This window comes from Actinacidiphila glaucinigra (genome assembly GCF_900188405.1).
In the GTDB taxonomy this organism is placed as follows: Bacteria; Actinomycetota; Actinomycetes; order Streptomycetales; family Streptomycetaceae; genus Actinacidiphila; species Actinacidiphila glaucinigra.
Genome location: NZ_FZOF01000032.1, coordinates 1 through 21,641, shown reverse-complemented (window position 1 = coordinate 21,641; position 21,641 = coordinate 1). Strand labels below are relative to the sequence as shown.

Annotated in this window: 17 protein-coding genes; 11 read left to right on the top strand and 6 right to left on the bottom strand. The window is 72.9% G+C overall.

Annotation, left to right across the window (positions count from 1 at the left end):
* Window positions 1-44: 44 nt before the first annotated feature.
* From CHF15_RS37470 to CHF15_RS37460, 3 genes are all read right to left on the bottom strand, one after another.
* Entirely contained in the window at window positions 45-1,307 is a 1,263-nt protein-coding gene (locus CHF15_RS37470; protein ID WP_089228410.1) for a sensor histidine kinase, read from the bottom strand.
* A 1-nt stretch (window position 1,308) separates the two neighbouring features.
* On the bottom strand, window positions 1,309-2,055 hold the full coding sequence (gene cseB, locus CHF15_RS37465; protein ID WP_179280133.1) for a two-component system response regulator CseB: 747 nt from the start codon (window positions 2,053-2,055) through the stop codon (window positions 1,309-1,311).
* A 166-nt stretch (window positions 2,056-2,221) separates the two neighbouring features.
* Window positions 2,222-3,079, bottom strand: a complete 858-nt coding sequence (locus CHF15_RS37460; protein WP_089228408.1) for a DUF3152 domain-containing protein — start codon at window positions 3,077-3,079, stop codon at window positions 2,222-2,224.
* Between the two features lie 195 nt (window positions 3,080-3,274).
* On the opposite strand from CHF15_RS37460, the gene CHF15_RS37455 reads away from it, so the two are divergent.
* The 4 genes from CHF15_RS37455 to CHF15_RS37440 all read left to right on the top strand — a co-directional run bounded on the left by CHF15_RS37455 (window position 3,275) and on the right by CHF15_RS37440 (window position 10,359).
* A complete protein-coding gene (locus CHF15_RS37455) occupies window positions 3,275-3,964 on the top strand; it encodes a response regulator transcription factor (RefSeq protein ID WP_089228407.1) in 690 nt (229 codons plus the stop codon).
* Window positions 3,961-5,580, top strand: a complete 1,620-nt coding sequence (locus CHF15_RS37450; protein ID WP_089228406.1) for a sensor histidine kinase — start codon at window positions 3,961-3,963, stop codon at window positions 5,578-5,580. Before CHF15_RS37455 ends, CHF15_RS37450 begins: the two co-directional genes overlap by 4 nt.
* Window positions 5,577-6,173 carry a hypothetical protein gene (locus CHF15_RS37445; protein WP_089228405.1) on the top strand — a complete coding sequence of 199 codons (597 nt, stop codon included), beginning with the start codon at window positions 5,577-5,579 and terminating at the stop codon, window positions 6,171-6,173. Before CHF15_RS37450 ends, CHF15_RS37445 begins: the two co-directional genes overlap by 4 nt.
* A gap of 649 nt (window positions 6,174-6,822) precedes the next feature.
* Window positions 6,823-10,359 (top strand): S8 family serine peptidase, encoded by a 3,537-nt coding sequence (locus tag CHF15_RS37440; protein WP_322975717.1) that lies wholly within the window; start codon window positions 6,823-6,825, stop codon window positions 10,357-10,359.
* 81 nt (window positions 10,360-10,440) lie between these two features.
* Here CHF15_RS37440 and CHF15_RS37435 read toward each other — a convergent pair whose 3' ends face one another.
* Window positions 10,441-11,364: an NAD-dependent protein deacetylase gene (locus CHF15_RS37435; protein WP_089228403.1), complete on the bottom strand. Its 924-nt coding sequence runs from the start codon at window positions 11,362-11,364 to the stop codon at window positions 10,441-10,443.
* A 380-nt stretch (window positions 11,365-11,744) separates the two neighbouring features.
* On the opposite strand from CHF15_RS37435, the gene wrbA reads away from it, so the two are divergent.
* Window positions 11,745-12,365 (top strand): NAD(P)H:quinone oxidoreductase, encoded by a 621-nt coding sequence (wrbA, locus tag CHF15_RS37430; RefSeq protein ID WP_089228402.1) that lies wholly within the window; start codon window positions 11,745-11,747, stop codon window positions 12,363-12,365.
* Window positions 12,366-12,466: 101 nt separating this feature from the next.
* The gene (locus tag CHF15_RS37425; protein ID WP_089228401.1) at window positions 12,467-13,219 is read left to right on the top strand and encodes an SDR family NAD(P)-dependent oxidoreductase; all 753 of its coding nucleotides are present in this window, start codon (window positions 12,467-12,469) and stop codon (window positions 13,217-13,219) included.
* A gap of 134 nt (window positions 13,220-13,353) precedes the next feature.
* Here the strand turns inward: CHF15_RS37425 and CHF15_RS37420 are convergent, their stop codons facing one another.
* Both CHF15_RS37420 and CHF15_RS37415 read right to left on the bottom strand, forming a co-directional pair.
* Window positions 13,354-14,142 carry an alpha/beta fold hydrolase gene (locus CHF15_RS37420; RefSeq protein ID WP_089228400.1) on the bottom strand — a complete coding sequence of 263 codons (789 nt, stop codon included), beginning with the start codon at window positions 14,140-14,142 and terminating at the stop codon, window positions 13,354-13,356.
* A gap of 80 nt (window positions 14,143-14,222) precedes the next feature.
* Window positions 14,223-16,517 (bottom strand): AAA family ATPase, encoded by a 2,295-nt coding sequence (locus CHF15_RS37415; RefSeq protein WP_179280132.1) that lies wholly within the window; start codon window positions 16,515-16,517, stop codon window positions 14,223-14,225.
* A gap of 391 nt (window positions 16,518-16,908) precedes the next feature.
* Between CHF15_RS37415 and CHF15_RS37410 the strand changes: the two genes are divergently transcribed.
* From CHF15_RS37410 to CHF15_RS37390, 5 genes are all read left to right on the top strand, one after another.
* Window positions 16,909-18,237, top strand: a complete 1,329-nt coding sequence (locus CHF15_RS37410; protein ID WP_089228398.1) for an epoxide hydrolase family protein — start codon at window positions 16,909-16,911, stop codon at window positions 18,235-18,237.
* A gap of 257 nt (window positions 18,238-18,494) precedes the next feature.
* Entirely contained in the window at window positions 18,495-18,992 is a 498-nt protein-coding gene (locus CHF15_RS37405; protein ID WP_089228397.1) for a hypothetical protein, read from the top strand.
* Between the two features lie 163 nt (window positions 18,993-19,155).
* Complete coding sequence (locus tag CHF15_RS37400) at window positions 19,156-20,031, top strand: glycosyltransferase family 2 protein (RefSeq protein WP_089228396.1); 876 nt, start codon at window positions 19,156-19,158, stop codon at window positions 20,029-20,031.
* 169 nt (window positions 20,032-20,200) lie between these two features.
* Window positions 20,201-21,022 carry an MBL fold metallo-hydrolase gene (locus CHF15_RS37395; RefSeq protein WP_089228395.1) on the top strand — a complete coding sequence of 274 codons (822 nt, stop codon included), beginning with the start codon at window positions 20,201-20,203 and terminating at the stop codon, window positions 21,020-21,022.
* Window positions 21,023-21,347: 325 nt separating this feature from the next.
* A partial coding sequence (locus CHF15_RS37390; RefSeq protein WP_089228394.1) for a YciI family protein occupies window positions 21,348-21,641 on the top strand: 294 nt, incomplete at its 3' end.

Genomic DNA, 21,641 nt, shown 5'->3' with positions numbered 1-21,641 from the left:
CGCCGCCGTGTAGCAACGCCGTCGCACCCCTGCCCCGCGGTGGCTCAGTCGGCCACGGGCAGCCGGAGCGTGGCGACGGCCCCGCCGTCGGGGGCGTTGGCGAAGGACAGCGCCGCGCCGATCACCCGGGCCTGGCCGAGCGCGATGGTCAGCCCGAGGCCGTGGCCCCGCCCGCGCTCCGACGCCCCGGTGCGGAACCGCTGGGGCCCGTCCGCGAGCAGCTCGCGCGGGAAGCCCGGACCGTGGTCCCGTACGGTCACGGTGGTGCCCGTCACCGCGACCTCGACGGGGGCGCCGCCGTGCCGGTGGGCGTTGAGGACGAGGTTGGCCACGATGCGGTCGACCCGGCGCGGGTCGGTCCTGGCGGACGCGGCGCCGTCCGGGGTGAACCGCGCCGGCATTCCGGTACGGGTCAGCGACTCCTCGACGACCTCGGCCAGCGGGACCGGTCTGAGTTCGGCCCGTTCGGCGCCCGCGTCCAGCCGGGAGATCTCCAGCAGGTCCTCCACCAGGATCCGCAGCACCCCCACCCGGTCGCGGACGAGGTCGGTGGCCTCCCCCTCGGGCAGCAGCCCGCTCGCGGTGACCAGGCCCATCAGCGGGGTGCGCAGTTCGTGGGCGACGTCGGCGGTGAAGCGCTGCTCGGCCGCCAGGCGCCCGAGCAGGCTGTCGGCCATGGAGTCCACCGTGGCGGAGATCTCGGTGATCTCGTCGCCGCCGCGGCCGCCCCGGCCGTCGGCGGTCCGCGCCGCCAGGTCACCGGCCGCGATGCGGCGCGCGGTCCGCGCCACGCGCCGCAGCCTGCGATGGGGCAGCTCGGCCGCGAGCGCCGTCAGCGGCAGCACGACGCCCAGCGCGAGCACGGAGTACTTCCACATGTGCCGGTCCAGGGCACGCCGGGTGAGCAGGTCGGACGTCATGTCGATCGCGATCGCCACCGGCCTGTCCCCGTCCGTCCGGGCCGCCCACATCCGCGGGTGGTCGCCGGGGCCGTCGCCGTCGTACCAGGTGGCGTGGCCGGTGCCCGGCCCCGGCCCGTGGTGCAGCCGGTCGAGCAGTTCGGCGGGCATCGCCGCGGGCGAGGTCTCCAGCCCTTGGGGGAACCCGCCGTCGCGCCGGGCGTCCGCCAAGGCCCGCTCCAGCTCCGCCGTGGCCTTCGCGCCGCCGTCGTTCATCGACCGCGCCAGCGTGCTGCGGTGGACCAGCACCCCGACGGTCATCGCGATCGCACAGCAGGCCACGGCGACGAGCAGCGCGGTCTTCCAGCGCAGCGAACGCCAGTTGAGCAGGTCGCGCACGGTGTCCACCTCAGCGCCGCAACTTGTAGCCGAAACCGCGGACGGTCTCGATGCGTTCGGCGCCGACCTTCTTCCGCAGCCGCTGCACGCACAGGTCGACCACGCGGCTGTCGCCGTCCCAGCCGTAGTCCCACACGTTGCGCAGCAGGGTGTTCCGGTCCAGCACGACACCGGGGTTCGCGGCGAACTCCAGGAGCAGCCGCAGTTCGGTGGGGGCGAGCGCGACCGGTGCGCCGGCCCGGGAGACCTCGAGTCCCGCGGTGTCGATCTCCAGGTCGCCGAAGACGAGCCGTCCGGGGTCCTGCGGCAGCTCCGTCGGTTCCGTGCGGGCCGCCGGGCCCACCGGGGCCGGGGCAGGGGCGGGGGTGAAGGTCGCCCGCCGCAGCAGGGAGCGGATCCGGGCCACGAGCACCGCGGTGTCCACGGGTTTGACCACGTAGTCGTCGGCGCCCGCCTCCAGGCCGGAGACCACGTCCAGGGCGTCGCCCCGCGCGGACATCATCAGGACCGGATCCATGCTGGTCTCCCGGACCCTGCGGCACAGCCCGATCCCGTCCAGACCGGGCAGCATCACGTCCAGCAGCAGCAGGTCGTGGTGGCCCTCCCGGAACAGTTCGAGGCCGGTCAGACCGTCGGCGGCCGAGGTGACGCGGTAGCCGTAGCGTTCCAGCGCCATGGTGACCGACCGGCGGATCACCTCGTCGTCCTCGACGAGCAGGACCGCCACGGGCGGCGGGCCGGCCGCCCCCTCGTTCATGGAAACCGACATCTTTTCCCATCGGACGCAGGTACGGGCTCTCCATGATGCGCGAGGCGGATCCGCGCCGGGCATCCGTCGCCGCTCGGCCAGGCATCAACCGTGTATCAGCGGGCCCTTCACGTTCACGTCACAGCCGCCCCACCACGACCAGAGGTCCCGGGGGTCACGGCACGTGCGGCCCGGTGACGAATCGGCCGTTGCCGTCGTAGGGCCAGGCGTTGGAGACGCACCCGTGCAGGCCCTTGATCTGCTGCATCATCACGGGGGCCAGTTGCCCGGGGCCCGCGCACGTCGTGTGCGTGTACTTCAGGAAGTGCCCCATCTCGTGGTTGATGATCAGCGCCCGGTAGTCGTGTATCGGCCCCTTGAACGTGGGCGAGCCCTCGACCCAGCGCTTGAGATTGACCACGACCCCGCCCGGGACCTCGCAGTTGTACTCGCCGTGGGTGTCCTGCCGGATGCCCGCCCAGCACAGGGCGTCGGCCGTTCCCGGTGTCGCGATGCTCACGGTGAGGTCGCTGGGCTGTCCGGCGCCGACCAACTGGAACGCGTAGGCCTGGTTGTGGGTCCAGCCGCGGGGGGCGGCGAGTATGTCGGCTATCTCGTCGGCCGCCTGGGCCGGCGAGACGTCGAGGCCGGTCTCGACCCTCACCACGTAGCGGAGCGGCCGCGGTCCGTGCCCGACCTTCTCCCCGCCGGCCCGCGCGGTGACGAACGTGCCGCTGCCCTTCGCGGGGACGTCGATCTCGGTGGGGGTCGGCTTCGGCTTCGGCTTCGGGGGCGGAGTGGGCGTCGGCGTGGGTGTGGGAGTACGCGAGGGCGTGGGGGTGACGTTCACCACGCCGCGCGGCTGCCGCGCACCGCTCGGGGCGTCGCCGCGCCCGTCGCCCAGGAAGAACGCGGCGGAGCCGAGCAGTCCGCCGACCACCAGCGTGGCGACCAGATAGCCCCTGGCCCGGCGGCGCCGACGGCGCCGGCGACGGGAGGGGCGGTGGCGTCCGGCGCGGTGGGATGAATCCATGGCAGCTCAACCTGGTCATCCGAGATGATCGCCATGAGCTCGAACCATCACGAAACGATAACGAGCACCCCTTCGGATGCTCGCCGCCGATCGGGAAAGCCGCCTCGCATCGCGGGTATGACCCTTCTGTAACAGCTCCCGCGAGCTGCCCTTTCCCGGGACGGCTGCCGATCGCGATCTGCTTACACTGGCGAAGTGCCACGAGTCCTGATTGTCGAAGACGACCCAGATGTCCGTAAGGCCGTCCAGTTGGGGCTACGGCACCAGGGGCACGACGTCCTCGCCGCCGGAACGGGTGAGGACGGACTGGAACAGCTCCGCCCCTTCCGCCCGGACGTCGTCGTGCTCGACCTGATGCTCCCGGGGATGTCCGGCCTCGACGTGTGCCGTCGCATACGGGACCGCGACCAGGTGCCGATCATCATGGTCACCGCCAAGGGCGACGACATCGACGTGGTCGTGGGCCTCGAGGCGGGGGCGGACGACTACGTGGTCAAGCCGGTGCAGGCCCGCGTGCTCGACGCGCGCATACGCGCCGTACTGCGCCGGCTGGACGCGTCGGTCTCCGACACCCTCCGGCCCAGGGCGGAGTCGCACGGGGAACTGGTCGTCGACCGCGCCGGGCTCGTGGTGACGCACCGCGGTGAACCCGTCGCCCTCGCCCCCTCCGAACTCCGGCTGCTGCTGACCCTGTCGGCCTCGCCCGGACAGGTCTTCAGCCGCCAGCAACTGCTGGAAGCGGTCTGGGAGCACAGCTACTACGGCGACATACGGCTCGTGGACGCCTGCGTGAAGCGGCTGCGCGGCAAGCTCGGTGAACTGGGCGGCGCCCCCCGGTACATCCAGACCGTACGCGGCTTCGGTTACCGCTTCGGTTCCGCGTGAGCCGCCGGGAATCCGCACGGGCGCACAGGGCCGTCCGGGACCAGCAGGCCGCCGCGACGGACGCCGACGCTCGGGGGCCGAGGTGGACGCGGTTCCACCGGGCGGCCCTGACGAAGGTCCCGCTCCCGCTCCGGGGCCTGCGCTCCCGCCTGGTCGTGGCCTTCGTCCTGGTGACCATGGCCGGCGCCCTCAGCACCGGAGCCGTCACCTTCCGGGAGGCGCGGACAGGGGTGCTGCAGCAGAGCCAGGACAACGTCATCCGGCAGTTCCGGGCCGGTGTCAACGACCTGGCCGTCTACACCCCCCTGCACCCGGACCAGTCGGACCTGGAGGTGGCGGTGAACCACGTGCAGCGCGCCAGCCAGGCCCAGGGGTGGCGGGTACTGGCCACCTACGGCGACCTCCGCGCCTACGCGCCGAGCGCCGACTTCGACAAGATCACGCCGGAGCTGCGCCGCTCCGTCGCGACCAAACGTGCCGCGGTGTTCCAGCGGGTGGACGACAACGGGCGTCCCTGGCTCGTCGTCGGCATGCCGGTCACCTACACCAGCGGGGACGGCTCGGAGTCCAGGCTCTCCGGGCTCGTGATGTACCTGGTCGTGCCGCAGGACACCGAACAGGCCTACGTCAAGGCGATGGTCAGCGCCATCGAGCACGCCACCCTGGTGGCACTGGGCCTCGCCGTCGTCCTGGCGCTGCTCGCCGCGAGCGGTGTGCTCCGTCCCGTACGGGCGTTGCGCGGGGCGACGCGCCGGATGGCCGAGGGGCACCTCGACGTGCGGCTGGCCGTCAACGGAACGGACGAACTGGCCGACCTCTCGCAGTCCTTCAACCACACCGCGGCCGAGCTGGAGCGGTCGGTCGCGGAACTGCGCCGCATGGAGGCGCAGGCGCGCCGCTTCGTCGCGGACGTCTCCCATGAGCTGCGGACTCCGCTGGCGGCGATGTCGGCGGTCACCGACGTGCTGGACGAGAACGCGCTGCGCCTGGACCGGGAGACCGGCGAGGCGCTGCGGCTGATCAGCGAGGGGACCAGCCGGCTGAGCGTGCTGGTGAACGACCTGATGGAGATCTCGCGCTTCGACGCGGGCGCGGCCGAACTCAACGTGGACGAGATCGACCTGGCCGACTTCGCCCAGCACACCCTCGCCGCCCGGGGGTGGCAGGGCCGGGTCGAGACCCATCTGCCCCCGCCCGGCGTGCTGCGGGCCCGAGTGGATCCGCGACGGCTCGACGTGGTGCTCGCCAACCTGGTGGGCAACGCGCTGCGGCACGGGGAGCCGCCGGTGCGGCTGGCCATGAGCGTGCGGGAGGACCCCGCGGACGCGGCGTGGGCCGTCATCGAAGTAACCGACAACGGACCGGGGATCGCCGAGGAAGCCATGCCGCACATCTTCGAACGCTTCTACAAGGCGAACAGCACACGGGCCAGGAGCGCGAGCAGCGGGCTGGGCCTGGCCATCACGGCGGAGAACGTGCACCTGCACGGTGGCAGGGTCACTGCCGCCAACCTGCCCTGGGGCGGTGCGGCGTTCACGGTCGAGCTCCCCCTGCACCGCGACTCCGCGGCCGACGGCGAGCCTGCCGAGGACGACGCCGGCGCGGGTGCCCGGTGAAGCGTACGCGCCTGGCGGCGCTCACGACCGGCCTCGCGGCCGCGCTCACGCTGACGGCCTGCGGGGTCCCGCCGTCCGGCGTCATCGAGGCCGGCGAAGCGGCGACCGGCATGTCCTCCCCCGCCCCGCGGACCGCGAACCTCGTCCTCGTCTCCCTCTACTTCCTGCAGGACGGCAAGCTGACGGTGCACGCGCGCAAGACGACCGCCCCCGCGAGCGTCGAGGACGCCGTCCGCATGCTGTTCGCCGGACCGACCGTCGCCGAGAGAGCGACCGTCACCACGGAGCTGCCCTTTCTGAAGGTCGGGCCGCAGGTGAAGTCGAATTCCGACAGTGCCGTCTACGTCCTGCTCCCGAAGGACGTCACCCCACTCAGCCAACCGGCGATGCAGCAGCTGGCGTGCACGGTGTCGAATGCGGACGTGACGCTCGCCGCGCTGTCCTCGATGGCCGCCGTCGGCGGCACGGGCGGCTCCTCCGCGCAGCCGCCCGCCACCAAGCCGGGATCCCCGGCACGCACCGTCCACGCGGTGGGCGACGGCTGGTCGAGGACGCAGACGGCCGACTCGTGCCCCGAGGCCATCCGGTCGTAGCCCGGACGGCCGCCGGCGTCCCATTCCGGCTGCGCCGGAAGGCGCTTCCCGTTTCACGGGGAGGGCGCAAGGGTCAGGGCCTTCGCCGCCCGCGCGCGAACAGTGTCATGTGGATCACACCGTCGGCAACCTGGCAGCCCTCACCGGTCGACGGCACTCCGGTCTGTACCGCGGAGGCCATCGAAGTGCGGCGCCAACCTGCCGCACTGGTGTGGTCGTTGCTGCACGGCGGTCGTGCGCCGCGGTCGTGTCCGGCCCATGGCGGGTCCACGGCCTCCGCCGCGGGCTGGGCCCCGGGGGGCACTCACATCGTTGCCACATGGTTCACAATGACGAAGCGCCACTCTTCACATCGAATTCATACGTGCATATGATCACCCAGCCCAGGTGCTTCCAACCCGCCGCGGTTGGCGCCCTTGTACGGCGGAGGTGATCGCCCTCCGCCCGGACCCTACCCGGGGACACCTTGAAGAGACATCAAAGACGCTGGAGCGTGCCGGTCATCGCCGGGGCTTCCGTCCTCGCACTCACGAGCCCCATCACGGCTCAGGCCGCCGCCCCTGCCGGAACTCCGGCTCCCCCGCACTCGTCCGCCGCGGACCGTGTGCCCGCCGGAACCCACACCGTCACACTGATCACCGGTGACGTTGTGACGACCAGTCAGGTCGCGCGCGGTGAAGGCCCGTCCGGCGGCACCGTCACCGTCCGTGGCGCGGACGGACTGCCGGCGCGGACGCGCATCCTGACATCGAACGACGACCTCTACGTCTACCCCGAGTCCGTCCTGCCCTTCCTGGCCCAGGGCACCCTGGACCGGAAACTGTTCAACATCACGGACCTGATCGCGGACGGTTACGACGACGCGCACCGCGACCGGCTGCCGCTCATCGTGTCCTACACGCAGGCCGGTGCCGCGCGTCGCGCGTCCGCCGTGCCCGAGGGCGCGACCCGGGTGCGGAACCTCGACAGCATCCAGGGCGCCGCCCTGAGCGCGGACCGCTCGCGCGCGGACGACTTCTGGAAGTCCGTGGCCGGGGCGGCGACCGACGACGGCGCCCGCACGCAGGACGCCAAGCCGTCCTTCGGTGCCGGGATCTCGCACATCTGGCTCGACGCCCCCATCCACGCCGACCTCGCCGACAGCACCGAGCAGATCGGCGCGCCGCAGGTCTGGCAGGGCGGCGACACCGGGCAGGGCGTGGACGTCGCCGTCCTCGACACCGGCGTCGACGCGGGTCACGCGGACCTCGCGGACCGCATCGCGAGCCGCCAGAGCTTCGTACCGTACGAGACCACCGACGACGGGGCCGGGCACGGCACCCATGTCGCGTCGATCATCGCCGGCACCGGTGCGGCCTCCGACGGCAAGGAGAAGGGCGTCGCCCCCGGCGCCCGGCTGCGTATAGGCAAGGTGCTGGACGACTCCGGCAGCGGGCAGACCTCCTGGGCCCTCGAGGGCATGGAGTGGGCGGCGGTCGAACAGCAGGCCAAGATCATCAACATGAGCCTCGGCACCGGCGAGGTGTCCGACGGAACCGACCCGATGAGCCTGGCCGTCGACAACCTGAGCGCCCGGACCGGAGCGCTGTTCGTGATCGCCGCGGGCAACACGGGCACGCCGGGCAGCATCGGCGCACCGGGAGCGGCCGACTCCGCGCTGACCGTGGGCGCGGTCGACTCCACCGACTCGCTCGCCCCGTTCTCCAGCCAGGGCCCCCGCATCGACGGCGCGCTGAAGCCGGAGATCACGGCCCCCGGAGTGAACATCCTGGCGGCCAACTCCCAGTTCACCGGCAACGGCCAGGGCGCCTACCAGTCGATGAGCGGCACCTCCATGGCCACCCCTCACGTCGCGGGCGCCGCCGCCCTGCTCGCCGCGGCCCACCCGGAGCTCACCGGCGGCCAGTTGAAGGACCTGCTGGCCAGCAGCTCCCGGCAGACCCCGGCGTACGACGCCTTCCAGGCCGGAAGCGGCCGGCTGGACGTCGCCGCGGCAGCACGGGCCGGCGTCTTCGCGACGGCGACCGCCTACATGGCGCAGAACAAGGGCGGCGTCCTCCAGCGACCGGTGACCTACACCAACACCACCGGGACTCCGGTCTCCCTCACGCTTTCCGTCGACGCGCCACACGCCCCGGCCGGAATGTTCCGGCTGTCGTCCTCCCGCGTCGTCGTCCCCGCACACGGCACCGCCGCCGTCACGGTGACGATCGACGGCTCCGCAGGTACGACCGAGAACCACTACTCGGGCCAGGTGCTGGCCGAAGACGCGGCCGGCACGGTCGCCGCGCACACCGCCGTCTCCGTCGGCACCGCGGTGATGCACAAGCTGACACTCACCTTCAAGGACGCCGAGGGCAACCCCACCTCCGGTGTGGTCCAGTTGCTCACGGTCAGCACCGGAGAGTCGTTCGAGTTCAACGTCGACGCCTCCGGCACCCGGGAGTTCTTCCTCCCCGAGAACGTCTACTCGGCGCTGTCCTTCCAGGAGATCCAGGGCGTCCACGGTCCGCACTCCCGGGGCCTGGCCCTGCTCGGCGACCCCGATGTGTTCCTGGACCGCGACGTCACCGTCAGCTTCGACGCGTCCAAGGCACAGCGCATCCGGATGACCACCCCGCAGCAGAGCGAGGCGACCTTCCAGAAGCTGGGCTACAACCGCACCTTGAACGGCGTCCGGTCGGGTCTGGCCGCCGACAGCCTGTACTACGACAGCCTCTGGGCCCAGCCGACCACCCGCAAGGTGACCCACGGCGACTTCCAGCTGACCGCCCGCTGGCGCAACGAGAAGCCGGCACTTGCGGTGTCCACCGGCTCGACCGAGTTCACCGGCATACTGCGCCAGGAGGGCATCACCCCGCTGGCCAGGGGCACTTACAAGCTGCCGGTGGTCTTCGCCGGGCAGGGGTCGAGTGCGGACTACGCCCACCTCGACGCCCGCGGCAAGGCCGTGGTGGTCCGCCACAACGACGAAGTCGGCGACATGGAGCAGGCGGCCAACGCCGTGGCCGCGGGTGCGAAGCTCATGCTGGTGGTCGAGAACGGGTACGGCCGCCCGATGCGCTCCTACACGGCGCTGGGCCAGGGACCCGTCGCACTCGACGTCGGCCTCCTCGGCACTGAAGAGGGCGAGGAACTCATCCGGCAGGTCAAGGGTGGCGCTGCCAAGATCACCGTGGACTCCGAGACCGCGAGCCCGTACGTCTACGACCTCGCGCACGCCTGGCACAACGAGATCCCGTCGAAGATGACGGTCAAGGGCGACGCCGAGAACCTGGCCCGGATCGACGTCGACTTCGCGAACCCGAAGCAGGGCGCCCCCGGCAGCGAGTTCCGCTTCGAATGGTTCGACGGCGTGGACTGGACCTCCGGCAACATCATGCCCGAACCCTCGAACGGGAAGCGCACCGACTGGGTGTCCACCACCGGCGTCGGCTGGCACCAGCAGGCGTTCGTCGAGTCCGTGGGCTTCGAGCAGGGAGCCAGGACCGCCTACCGGGCCGGCAGCAGGCAGTCCGAGGAGTGGTTCAAGCCGATCCAGCGCCCCTTCCTGAACGACACCTTCTTCAACAACCTTCCGCCCACGCGCAACGGCGACCAGCTGTACATCGACATCCCGGCCTGGGGCAGCCGGGACCACGTCGGGTGGAACCAGGATCCGGCCGGAACCCAGCAGCAGACGCTCTACCAGGGCACCAAGCAGCTGGGCCAGGGGCACTTCACGACCGTCGTGGGCGAGGCCCCCAGCGCCCGCAAGCTGCCGTACAAGCTGGTGGTCACCGGTGAGCGCGACGTGCCGTACACCCCGTACTCCTCCCGCACGCTCACCGAGTGGGACTTCACATCGGCGAAGCCGACCGACGGCGTCACCGTGGTGCTGCCCCTGGTGCAGCTCGACTACCGGATCGGCACCGACGCGGCGGGGCGTGCCGGGCGGCACGACAGCCTTTCCGTCACCGCCGCGCACCTGTCGCGTGCCAGCCTCGCCGGCAAGATCGGCGCGGTCGGCCTGGAGCTGTCGTACGACGACGGCCGGACCTGGCGCAAGGCCGCCTGCGGAAGCGACGGGCGGTTCCGCCTGGACGCCCCGGGCAAGGCGTCCTTCGTCTCGCTGCGGGCGAGCGCGAAGGACTCGGCGGGCAACTCGGTGCAGCAGACCGTGATCCGGGCGTTCGGCCTGCGCTGAGGCGCGGCCGTTGCCAGGACCCGCGACAAGGAGGCCGGTCCGTCCGCGGTGGTACGTCCACCGCGGACGGACCGGCCGCCGTCACAGGCTCGCCGGAGCCGCTTCCCGGCCGTCGAGCGGTCCGCCGACGGGGACGTCCAGCCGTTCCGCCACGGCGGAGAGGGCGCTTCCCAGCGGCAGCGCGACCCGGGTGAGGGCGTGGCGGTCGCCGCGGGTCGCGTCCCGGTTGACGATCAGCACCGGCTTGCCCGCCTCGGCGGCCTGACGGACGAACCGCAGTCCGGACATCACCGTCAGCGAGGAGCCCAGGACCAGCAGCGCGGCCGCCTCACGGACCAACTCGCGGCAGTGCTCGACCCGCCGGGGCGGTACGGATTCGCCGAAGAACACCACGTCCGGTTTGAGGACGCCGCCGCAGACCGTGCAGGGCACGACGTGGAAGTCGCCGACCTGTTCGTCGGTGAGATCGGCGTCGCCGTCCGGGTTGATCCCCGCGGCCACCGGCTCGAAGCCCGCGTTGGCCTCCTCCAGCCGCCGGGCGAGTTCGCCGCGCGGGCTGAGGTCACCGCAGGAGAGGCAGACGACCCGGGCGAGGCTTCCGTGGAGCTCGACGACGCCTTCGCTGCCGGCGGCCTGGTGCAGGCCGTCGACGTTCTGGGTGATCACTCCTGAGAGCAGGCCGTGCCGCCCGAACGCGGCCACCGCCTGGTGCCCGGTGTTGGGGCGGGCGCGGCCGAAGGTGCGCCACCCGAGGTGGCTGCGCGCCCAGTACCGCCGCCGGGCCTGGGCACTGCCGACGAAGTCCTGGTAGGTCATCGGGGTGTGCCGGCTCAGGCTCCCGCCCTCGCCCCGGTAGTCGGGGATGCCCGACTCCGTGGAGATGCCCGCCCCGGTGAGCACCAGCACGCCGCCGCCACCCAGCGCGTGGGCGACGGGCCCCAGGTCCGTGGTGCCCGGCGGCAGGTCCTCGGTGGGGGTCCAGCTCAAAGTGGGGCGCATGCGCATGCCGCAAGGGTACGCAACGGCCCGTCCCGACCCGTTGCCGCGGTGCCGCGGTGCCGGGTGTGTGCCCCGTCCCCACGGCGCAGGTCCCGGGCACTACCGGCACCGGGACGGCGACGGGCGCGTACGGCCCGGGTGGTAGGTCGCAGGTCCGCCTCCTCGGGCGCCCGGTCCCCGCGCCGTAGGCCGGCGGCACGCCCCGGCACGGCCGGGCCGACCGGCCCCTACGACCCGGGCGGTAGGTCGCATTCCCGATACACGGACGTCCGGATCCGGCGTTTCATTGCTTGCGCACGCAGCTCTCGGTAATGCCTCCGGGCCCCACGAAGGGCACGTCGCCAAGCCCCGCGCCCTCAGGCGTTCCGCACCGAAATGGACCCCACATGCCCCACACGCCCAACGTCGCCGTCGTCTATTACTCCTCGACCGGCACCATCCACCGTCTCGCGGAGACCGTCGCCGCCGGTGCGGCCGAGGCGGGTGCCGAGGTACGGCTCCTGCGCGTCGCCGAACTCGCGCCCCGGGAGGTGATCGCGGGCGTCAAGCCGTGGGCCGACCACGCCGCGGCGACCGAGCACATACCGGTGGCCGCACCGGGCGACCTCGAATGGGCCGACGCCGTGGTCTTCGGCACCCCCACCCGCTTCGGCAACGTCGCCAGCCAGCTCAAGCAGTTTCTGGACACCCTCGGCGGCCTGTGGGCCCGGGGCCTGCTCGCGGACAAGGTCTACAGCGGCTTCACGTCCACCTCGCAGCTGCACGGCGGACAGGAGTCGACCCTGCTCGCGCTCTACAACTCCATCTACCACTTCGGCGGGTTCATCGTGCCCCCCGGCTTCACCGACCCCGTGAAGTACGCCGACGGCAACCCCTACGGCGCCTCCCATGTGACCGGGGTGGACGGGGATCTCCCCGTCGACGGCACCGCCCGCGCCGCCGCCGCCTTCCATGGCCGGCGCATCGCCGACGTCGCCAGGACCATGAAGGCCGGCCGCGCGGCGTGACGACTCCTCCGGCCCGGAGCCCGGAGGGACAGAGGTCCCGGGTCCCGGGCAATCCCCGATCGGGCACGGGACCGCACCAACTCACAGCAAAGAATACCGACATGACAGTTCCGCAGACGCACACGGGCCGCGTGGCCGTCGTCACCGGCGCCGCACGCGGCATCGGCCGGGCCATCGCGGTCGACCTCGGCGCGCGCGGCGCGACCGTCGTAGCGGTCGACCTCACCGCCCCCGACGAGACCGTCGCCCTGCTCTCCGCCGAGGGCCACCCGGTGCTCGGCCTCACGGCCGACGTGTCCAGCCCGGAGCAGACCGCGGCCGTGGGCGAGGAGGCCGCCCGGCGCTTCGGCCGGACGGACATCCTGGTCAACAACGCCGGCATCTTCCCCATCGGCGACATCGAGGACGTGGACTACGACACCTGGCGGCGCGTCCTCACGGTCAACCTCGACTCGCAGTTCCTCATGGTGAAGGCGGTGCTGCCGGCCATGAAGAAGGGCGGCTGGGGCCGCATCGTCAACCTGACCTCCGACTCGATCGTCAGCAACGTCCCCGGCATCTCGCACTACATGGCGAGCAAGATGGGGATCATCGGCTTCAGCCGCGGCCTGGCCAACGACCTCGCGCCGTTCGGCATCACCGTCAACGCCGCCGGCCCGGCCCTGACCATCACCCCGGGCGTCCTCCAGGGCAACCACACCCCCGAAGGTCTCGCCGCGGCCGCGCAGGCCCAGGCCATCAAGCGCAACGGCCTGCCGGAGGACCTGACCGGCACCATCGCCTTCCTCAGCAGCGACGACTCCGCCTTCATGACCGGGCAGACGCTGATGGCCGACGGCGGTCTCGCCCGCTGACCGGGACCGGCGGCGGGTGGGGCGGGTGGCGGGTGGGGACGCCCGGGTTCCGCCCGCGCCCGCGGCCGGAACTCCGGCGCGGCGCGGGCGGGTTCACCGCCACCCGCTTGCCCGCCTCCGGCTCCCCCGCCGCCTCACTTCAGGAGGCTGGCGACCTCCGCGGGGTGGGCGAGGTGCGGGAAGTGGCCGCTGCCGGGCAGGACGGTGATCGTGACGTCGGGCAGGACGCGGGAGAGCCAGGCGCGGTACTCCGCATCCGGCTCGGCGCCGGTGACGTAGTGGTACGGGGTGCCCTGGGACGCGATGCGCTCCAGCCGGCAGGCGTTCCGCTCGTCCAGCGCCGCGGGCGGGGCGGTCAGCAGCTCGCCCCAGTAGGTCAGGAGCAGTTCCCTCGCGGGGACCGCGTCGGGCCGGGCGAGGGCGCGGGCCTCGGGCGGCAGGCCGTCGATGCCCATGCGGCCGAGCAGGCCGTCCCAGATGGTGCCGTACCCGGGGCCGCGCAGCACGTCGCCGTTGCGCTGCAGCATGTCGGCGAAGCCGCCGACGCGCAGCGGCTGGTCGATGTTGACGACGCCGCGCACCGGGTGGGCCGCGGCGTACGCCGTGGCGATGGCTCCGCCGATGGAGTGCCCCACCACGACCGGCGGGTTCAGACCCGCTTCGGTGACGGCCCGGTGCACCGCGGCGGCGACGTCGTCGAGCCCGTGGTGGTCCAGCGGCGGCGACTGCCCGTGTCCGGGCAGGTCGACGGCCAGGACCTCCCGCGCCGGGTCGACGGCCTTGAGCTCGCGCAGCAGGGGACCCCATCGGTGACGGTCGTAGCTCAGTCCGTGGAGCAGGACGAGCGGTGGCCGTCCGTCCGGCTCGCCGTGGCGTTCCGCCCGCAGACCCGCGTATGTCGAGGGTGCTCCGCCGTCGCTCATGTGGTGTGTCCTTCCTGTGGTGCGTGCCGTACACACCGGGAGGCGTAACGCCGCAGGGAACGATCCGTTCGTGACGGGCGTCACACCTGCCAGCGCCCGGGGCCGCCGGGTGCCGGCTGGTACCGCATGAGGCGGCCCGTGCGCAGGGACGCCCTCAGGTGGGCACCGGCGAGCGGGGCGGCCGCCTCGATACGCCGGACGGTCCCCCACAGGGCCCGCGTGGCGCCGACCCGGGCGCGTTCCGCCTCGTTGCCGTGGGTTCGGGGTCGGCCGCCGAGGCCGGCGGAGCGCCGCAGCTCGGCGAGGAGTGCTCCGCGCTCGGCCTGTACGGCCGCGGCGGCGTCCACGTCCCCGGCCCGGTCGGCCGCGTCGAGTCGTTCGTCGAGTGCGGCGAGCCGTCGGCGGTAGGCGGAGCGGGCCGTGTCGTCCAGCAGCGGATCGGCCGGCGGGGCCGCCAGCCCGGAACCGCCCGCCACCAGGTCGAGGGCGGGGATCTCCCGGCCGGGCGCCGCCAGCAGCGCACGCAGGTGGCGGGGGCCTCGCCCGTCGGGTACCCGGGCCGACTCGCCGTCGGCCCGGAGCCGCCAGTCGCGCCCGTCGAGCACCCAGTGCCACACGGCGCCGGAGGGGGCGGGCGGCTGCAGGGCGCGGAGCAGCCCGTCCATGCCCAGGCGCTCGGCGATCGACCGGGACTCCATGGCGTCCTGCGCCGCCCGCTCCCGGTCCCCGGTACCGTCGCGCCGGGTCAGGACCTCCGCCCGTGCCGCCAGGGTCAGCGCGAGCCAGGGAAGGGCGCCGAGCCGGCGGGACAGCTTCTCGGCGGCGTCCAGATGGCCGACGGCTGCCCCGGGCCTGTCGAGGCGCGCCGCCAGGCGGCCCAGGTAGTCGTCGACGGGACCGGTGATCGTGTTGGCTCCGCCCCACACCACCAGCCGCCCCCGGTAGGGCTGCAGCGCCTCGTACAGGGCGGCGGCGGCCGCCGGGCTCCCGGTGCGTGCGGCGACGGCCGCCAGGTCGGCCAGCGCGCCGGTCCAGCGCGGGCCGGTGCCGGAGAGGACCGCGGGCAGCAGCCGTTCCAGCTCCAGACCGGCTTCGACGTCGCGGCCCGCCTCCAGCATCGCCCGGGCCGCCGTGGCCTCGAAGAAGTGGCCGGGCAGCCTGCGGGCCATCCGCTGCCAGGGTTCGACGGGCGCTTCGGTGCGGCCGCGTACGACGGCCACCTGGTGGCGTACCGAGCCGACCAGCCGCTCGGTGTCGCGCACCCCCGCCTTGTGGCCGGCGGCGAGCACCTCGTCGGCCAGTCCCTCCGCCTCGTCGAACCGCCCGCGGACGGTGGCGAGCATCGCCTGCCGGGCGAGTGCCACCACGCGGGCGTCGGTGTGCCCGGCCTGTTCGGCGGAACGCGCGTACACCCCGAGCGCCGCCTCGGCCGACGCGAGGTCACCGGCCTCGGCGTGCGCCACGAAGCGCCAGAACAGGCCGCGGCTCTCGGCGGCCGCGTCACCCGCCCGGCGGGCCTGGGTGACGATCTCCTCGGCGGTGGCCAGGCGTTCGGCGGTGGCGGCCGGGTCCCACAGCGCGTGCAGCCGGCTGTCCAGGACCTCGGCGACCGTCCCCGGGTCGCCGGATGCGCGGGCCAGGCCGAGCGCGGTGTCCGCCAGGTCACGGCGGCGCGCCGCGGCCGTGGTGTCGGCGAGCAGTTCGCGCGCGAGACGTGCCAGTACGCGGGCGCGTACCGCGGGGGCGAGCGGCCGCTCGGCGGCCGCCTCCAGCACGCGGACGAGACCGAGGTCGAGTTCGAGGAACTGCGCCCGCGAGGGGGCGGCCAGCGCCAGGTGCGCCACCGGGTCCGCGTCCCCGCCGAGGCCCTTCAGCCGCTCGGCCAGGGACAGCGCGGGGCCGGGGAGCCCGCCGGAGACAAGCCACAGGGCGTGGACGGCGTCCGGCGGCAGGCCGGGCACGAGCGCGGCGAACTCCGTGCCCGGCAGTCCGCCCAGCCTCAGCTCGGTGCCGTCCCCTGTGTGCTCGCGCGCGGCGGCCAGCAGTGCCCGGGGCCCCGGGGGCGCGACGGAACCGGGCGTGCCCTCGGCCGTGCCGGGGCCGGGGTCGAGGACGGCCGATTCGACGTCGGACAGAAGAAGAACGGGCTCGCCCCGCCGGTACGACGTGGCGGGAGGCCCGGACAGCGCGCGATCGCCGGTGTACTCGACCCGGATGCCGCGCTGGGCGGCCAGCTCCGCCGCGGCGGCCAGCAGCGCGGTCTTCCCGGCCCCCGGCGGCCCGGTGACGACGACGCGCCCGCCGACCCCGGCTCGCAGCCGGTCGAGGAGGGCCCCGATCGCTGAAAGCTCCTGGTCACGGCCGATGAGGGACACGCCCCAGCCTAACCGGGGCCGCGCCGCGCGCCGCGGGGGCCGAGGCCGGCGACGACGTCCGGGGCAACGATGCGGCCGAGCGGGATCCTGGAACCCCCGGCGGTCGCGGGCGCCCGCGGTGTGCTCAACGGCGGCAATGACGCCTCGTCACGGCAAGGGTCCGGCGCCGTCCGGGGCGCGGGGCACCGGGCCGGATCCCGAGTTGCAGGGCGCTGGAACGCCACATAGCGTCTCGTCTCGTCGTAATGCCCTCATATCGGCCCATCGGATCGGCTGCCGCCCGCACTCCCGGGTCCTGGCGATTCCGTGCCGCATTCCCGCCGTCACCGATGAGGGACGTGCACGCCAACGAGACTTCCCTCCCGGGAATCGGGACGACCGGAGATCTGCCATGCCCGACTTTTCCAGTCTGCTTTCTCGGCGAAAGATCCTGCTCTCCTCCGCCGCCGCGATGACCGCGGCGACCACGGGGGCGTTCGGCCTGGCTTCCCGGAGCCCGGAGGCGGCGAGGGAGACGGAGGCGGCGGCGGACGCCGCGGGCATCCGGCCCTTCCGCGTCGACATCCCGGAGGCGGACATCGCCGAGCTCCTCCGGCGCGTCGACGCCACGCGCTGGCCCGACCGCGAGACCGTCCCCGACCAGTCGCAGGGCGTCCAGCTGGCCACGATGCGGAAGCTGACCCGCTACTGGGGGAAGGACTACGACTGGCGGAAGATCGAGGCGAAGCTCAACTCCCTTCCGCAGTACAAGACCAGGATCGACGGGCTCGACATCCACTTCATCCACGTCCGGTCCCGCCACAAGGACGCCCTGCCGATGATCCTGACCCACGGCTGGCCGGGCTCGGTCCTGGAGTTCCTGAAGGTCATCGACCCCCTCACCAACCCCACCGCCCACGGCGGCCGCGCACGGGACGCGTTCCACCTCGTCATCCCCTCGATGCCCGGCTACGGCTTCTCCGAGCGGCCCACCACCACCGGCTGGAACCCCAGCCGCATCGCCAGGGCGTGGGCCGTGCTGATGCAGCGCCTCGGCTACACGCGTTACGTCTCCCAGGGCGGCGACTGGGGCGCGGTGGTGTCGGACAAGATGGCGGCGCAGAAGCCCCCCGGGCTGATCGGCATCCACGTCAACATGCCGGCCACCGTTCCGCCGGACATCGCCAAGAAGCTCGCCTGCGGCGACCCGACCCCGGCCGGACTGTCCGCCGACGAGAAGGCCGCGTACGACAAGCTCAACGCCTTCTACAAGACGGGCTCCGGCTACTCGGCGATGATGGTCACCCGCCCGCAGACCGAGGGATACGGGCTGACGGACTCCCCCGCCGGGCTGGCCGCCTGGATGTACGACAAGATCGCCGCCTGGACGGACAGTGACGGCGACCCGCTGCGGGTGCTCACCAAGGACGAGATCCTCGACGACATCAGCCTCTACTGGCTGACCAACACCGCGGTCTCCTCCTCGCGCCTGTACTGGGAGAACAACGCCAACAACTTCAACGCCGTGTCGGTGTCCATCCCGGCGGCCATCACGGTGTTCCCCGGCGAGATCTACCAGGCGCCGCTGAGCTGGGCGGAGAACGCCTACCACGACCTCATCTACTACAACAAGGCTCCTCGCGGCGGGCACTTCGCGGCCTGGGAGGTCCCCGACATCTTCACCCGGGAACTGCGCGCCGCGTTCTCGGCCCTGCGCGACCCCGGCTCACCGGGCAAGTAGCGGGGGGGACTCGGCCGCACGGACGGATCGGCGGCGGGCAGACCATGTGCGGCCTCGCGATGGCTCATCACCGCGAGGCCGCGTCCCCATGATCCGAGCAAGGGGCGTCCCCACACCCGCAAAGCTTGCTCGGTCAAACAAGTAGAACATTGAACGTAAATACGGGCAAGTAGCTTGATCCGCCATCAACTCTTGAAGATCACGCGCGGTCCGAGTGAGGTGAACCGCGTCCGATCCGTCCGTCCACCGTGTGCAGAATGAACTCCGTGAACGGCTTCTTCGATCCACCCGAGCCCCATAGGGTCCCACCCGGCAAGTACCCGCTGTGGGACGAGGCGCTCGCCCTCGTCAACCGGGACCTCGCGGCGACCCTGCCGGACCGAAAGCCTCTGCGCCTGCAGGGGGTTCCCTCCTACGACGAGGACGAGGACGAGTACGTCTGCGTCGCCCTGGCCAACGGCGAATGGCACGGCAACTTCATGGACCCGGACTCGGCGTACGATCCCGCCCTCGCCTTGGAGGCCGTCACCGACGCCGCCCAGGAGACCGTCGCCGAATGCCTGTGGCAGGCGTGGCCGGTGTGCGGCGAGCACAAATTCGGCATGCATGCGCGTGAGGCGGACGGCCGGCTCTCCTGGTGGTGCGCGGGCAACGGCCTTCCGGGTGGACCGGCGCACATCCGCGCCGCCGTGGGCGGCCTCGACGGACTCCCCCACCCGTACCGGCCCGAGCGCAAGCGCCGCCGCGCAGGCTGATCTCCGGCTTCACACGGCCGCTGCCGGCTGCCGTGACATCGCCCGTGCCGTCACGGTGAAGTCCCGTCGGGCGCGGCTCTCCCGGGAGCAGCGGGGTCGCGGCCGTGGACGCCCGTGCCGGTTAGCATCGCGGACACCACTGCCGGACGAACGGAGTTCACCTGTGGGCCACCTGCGCGTCGGGGTCGCCGTCCTGACCATGGGCGACCGGCCCGCCGAGCTCGATGCGCTGCTCGCCTCGGTCGCCGCACAGGACCCGCCGGCGGCCCGGGTCGTCGTGGTGGGCAACGGGTCGCCGCTGCCGCCGCTGCCGGAGGGGGTGACCCGGGTGGAACTGCCGGAGAACCTGGGGGTGGCGGGGGGTCGCAACGTCGCCTTGCAGCGGCTGCGCCAGTACGGGGACGTCGACGTGGTGGTCGACCTCGACGACGACGGGCTGCTGATCGCGACCGACGTCTTCCGGCGGATGGCCGAGCTGTACCGCCGGGACGAGCGGCTGGGCATCGTGTCGTTCCGGATCGCGGACGAACTCGGGCGGACCCAGCGCCGGCACGTGCCGCGGCTGGGTGCGTCGGGCCCGATGCGCGGTGGGCTGGTGACGACGTTCCTCGGCGGCGGGCACGGGTTGTCGATGCGGATGCTGGAGGAGATCGGCGGCTGGCCGGACGCCTTCTTCTACGCCCACGAGGAGACCGACCTGGCGTGGCGGGCGCTGGACGCGGGCTGGCGGATCCGGTACGCGCCGGAGCTGGTGCTGCAGCACCCGTGGACGTCGCCGACGCGGCATGCGGTGTTCTACCGGATGGTGGCGCGGAACCGCGTGTGGCTGGCCAAGCGGCGTCTGCCCGCCCCATTGGTGCCCGCATACCTGGGGGTGTGGGCGGTGCTCACGGTACTCAAGCGGCCCTCGCCGGAGGGGCTTCGGGCCTGGTGGGGCGGCTTCCTGGAAGGGGTTCGCACGCCGTGCGGCGCGCGGCGCCCCATGCGGTGGCGCACCGTCGCGCGAATGACCGCCCTGGGCAGGCCCCCGGTGGTGTGAGCCGTGGCGCGCCCGGGCCGCGCCCGGCCCCGGAGGGTGCGGGGCGTGGCGCCACCCTCCTGCTCCAGCCGGCCGGCCTCCGGCAAGGGCCCCGGTCGATCCGTGTGATGTGATCGCAGGGGGGCCTGCGACAGGCCCTCCGCCACACACCCGGCAGGAAAGGTACGTCATGAACGATCGGGTCAGTCCCGCCCGGCGCCCCGGTGCGGTCAGCGTCCTCGGGGGCCCCACCACGGTGATCGACATCGGCGGGCTGCGCCTGGTGGCGGACCCCACGTTCGACGGTCCGGGCGAGCACGGATACCTCACGAAGACCGCGGGCCCCGCCGTCGGCGAGGACGCCCTCGGACCGGTGGACGCCGTCCTCGTCAGCCATGACCTGCACCCCGACAACCTGGACACCCGGGGCCGCGCCTTCGCCCTCGGATCGCCGCTCGTACTGACCGGCCCCGCGGCCGCGCGGCGTCTGGGCGCCCCGGCCCGGGGGCTGCCGGCCTGGGAGAGCGTGACGCTTCCCCGCCCCTCGGGGGGCACCGTCACCGTCCACGCGGTGCCCGCCCAGCACGGGCCCGACGACGGTGAGCGCGACGAGCAGGGACATGTGAACTGCGAGGTCACCGGCTTCGTCCTGACGGGGGAAGGGCTTCCCACCGTCTACGTCAGCGGTGACAACGCGTCGCTCGCGGTGGTGGCGGAGATCGCCCGCCGTATGCCGCCGGTGGATGTGGCCGTCCTGTTCGTGGGCGCGGCGCGCGTTCCGTCGAAGATGCGCGGCCGCCCTCTGACGCTCACCGCGCAGCGGGCCGGTGCCGCCGCCTCGGTGCTGGGGTCGCCGGTGGTCGTGGCCGCCCACTGCGACGGATGGGCGCACTTCAGCGAGACCCGCTCCGACATCGAGCAGGCCTTCGACGACGCCGGCCTCGCAGGGCGCCTGCGCACCGCGGGCAATGGTGAGTGGATCGACCTGAGCCACTCGGTCACGGTGCGCTGACCGACCGGTACGGGGGAATCTGACTTTAAATCTCGCATTTAGCCGTGGTAGCTTCTGGACCGGCAGCGGGACCGGTCGCACCGGTTGAGACGACCGGTCGCTTACATCCTGGGCGACCCGGTCGGAGCCGCTACGGGCAGCGCGGCGGCCGGCGGCCTGTTCCGCTGTCCCCCGGGGCTCCGCCGCATGGCGGCCCGGCACCGGACAGGCCCGCCCGTGAGAACTGCGAAGAATTCCGGGCGGTGATGTCGAGAAGCCGCGGCCGGCTCCGTCCCCGTGGTGAAGGCGGCCACAATGGGTCGCACCGGCACCAAGGAGAGCCACCATGGCCAAGTACCTGCTGCTCAAGCACTACCGCGGCGCACCGGCAGCGGTGAACGACGTACCCATGGACCAGTGGACACCCCAGGAGATCACCGACCACATCCAGTACATGCACGACTTCGCCGCCCGACTGGAGAAGACCGGCGAGTTCGTCGACGGCCAGGCCCTCGCCCCCGAAGGCACCTGGGTCCGCTACGACGGCGAAGACCGCCCACCCGTCACCGACGGCCCCTTCGCCGAGACCAAGGACCTCATCGCCGGCTGGATGGTCATCGACGTCGACACCCGCCAACGC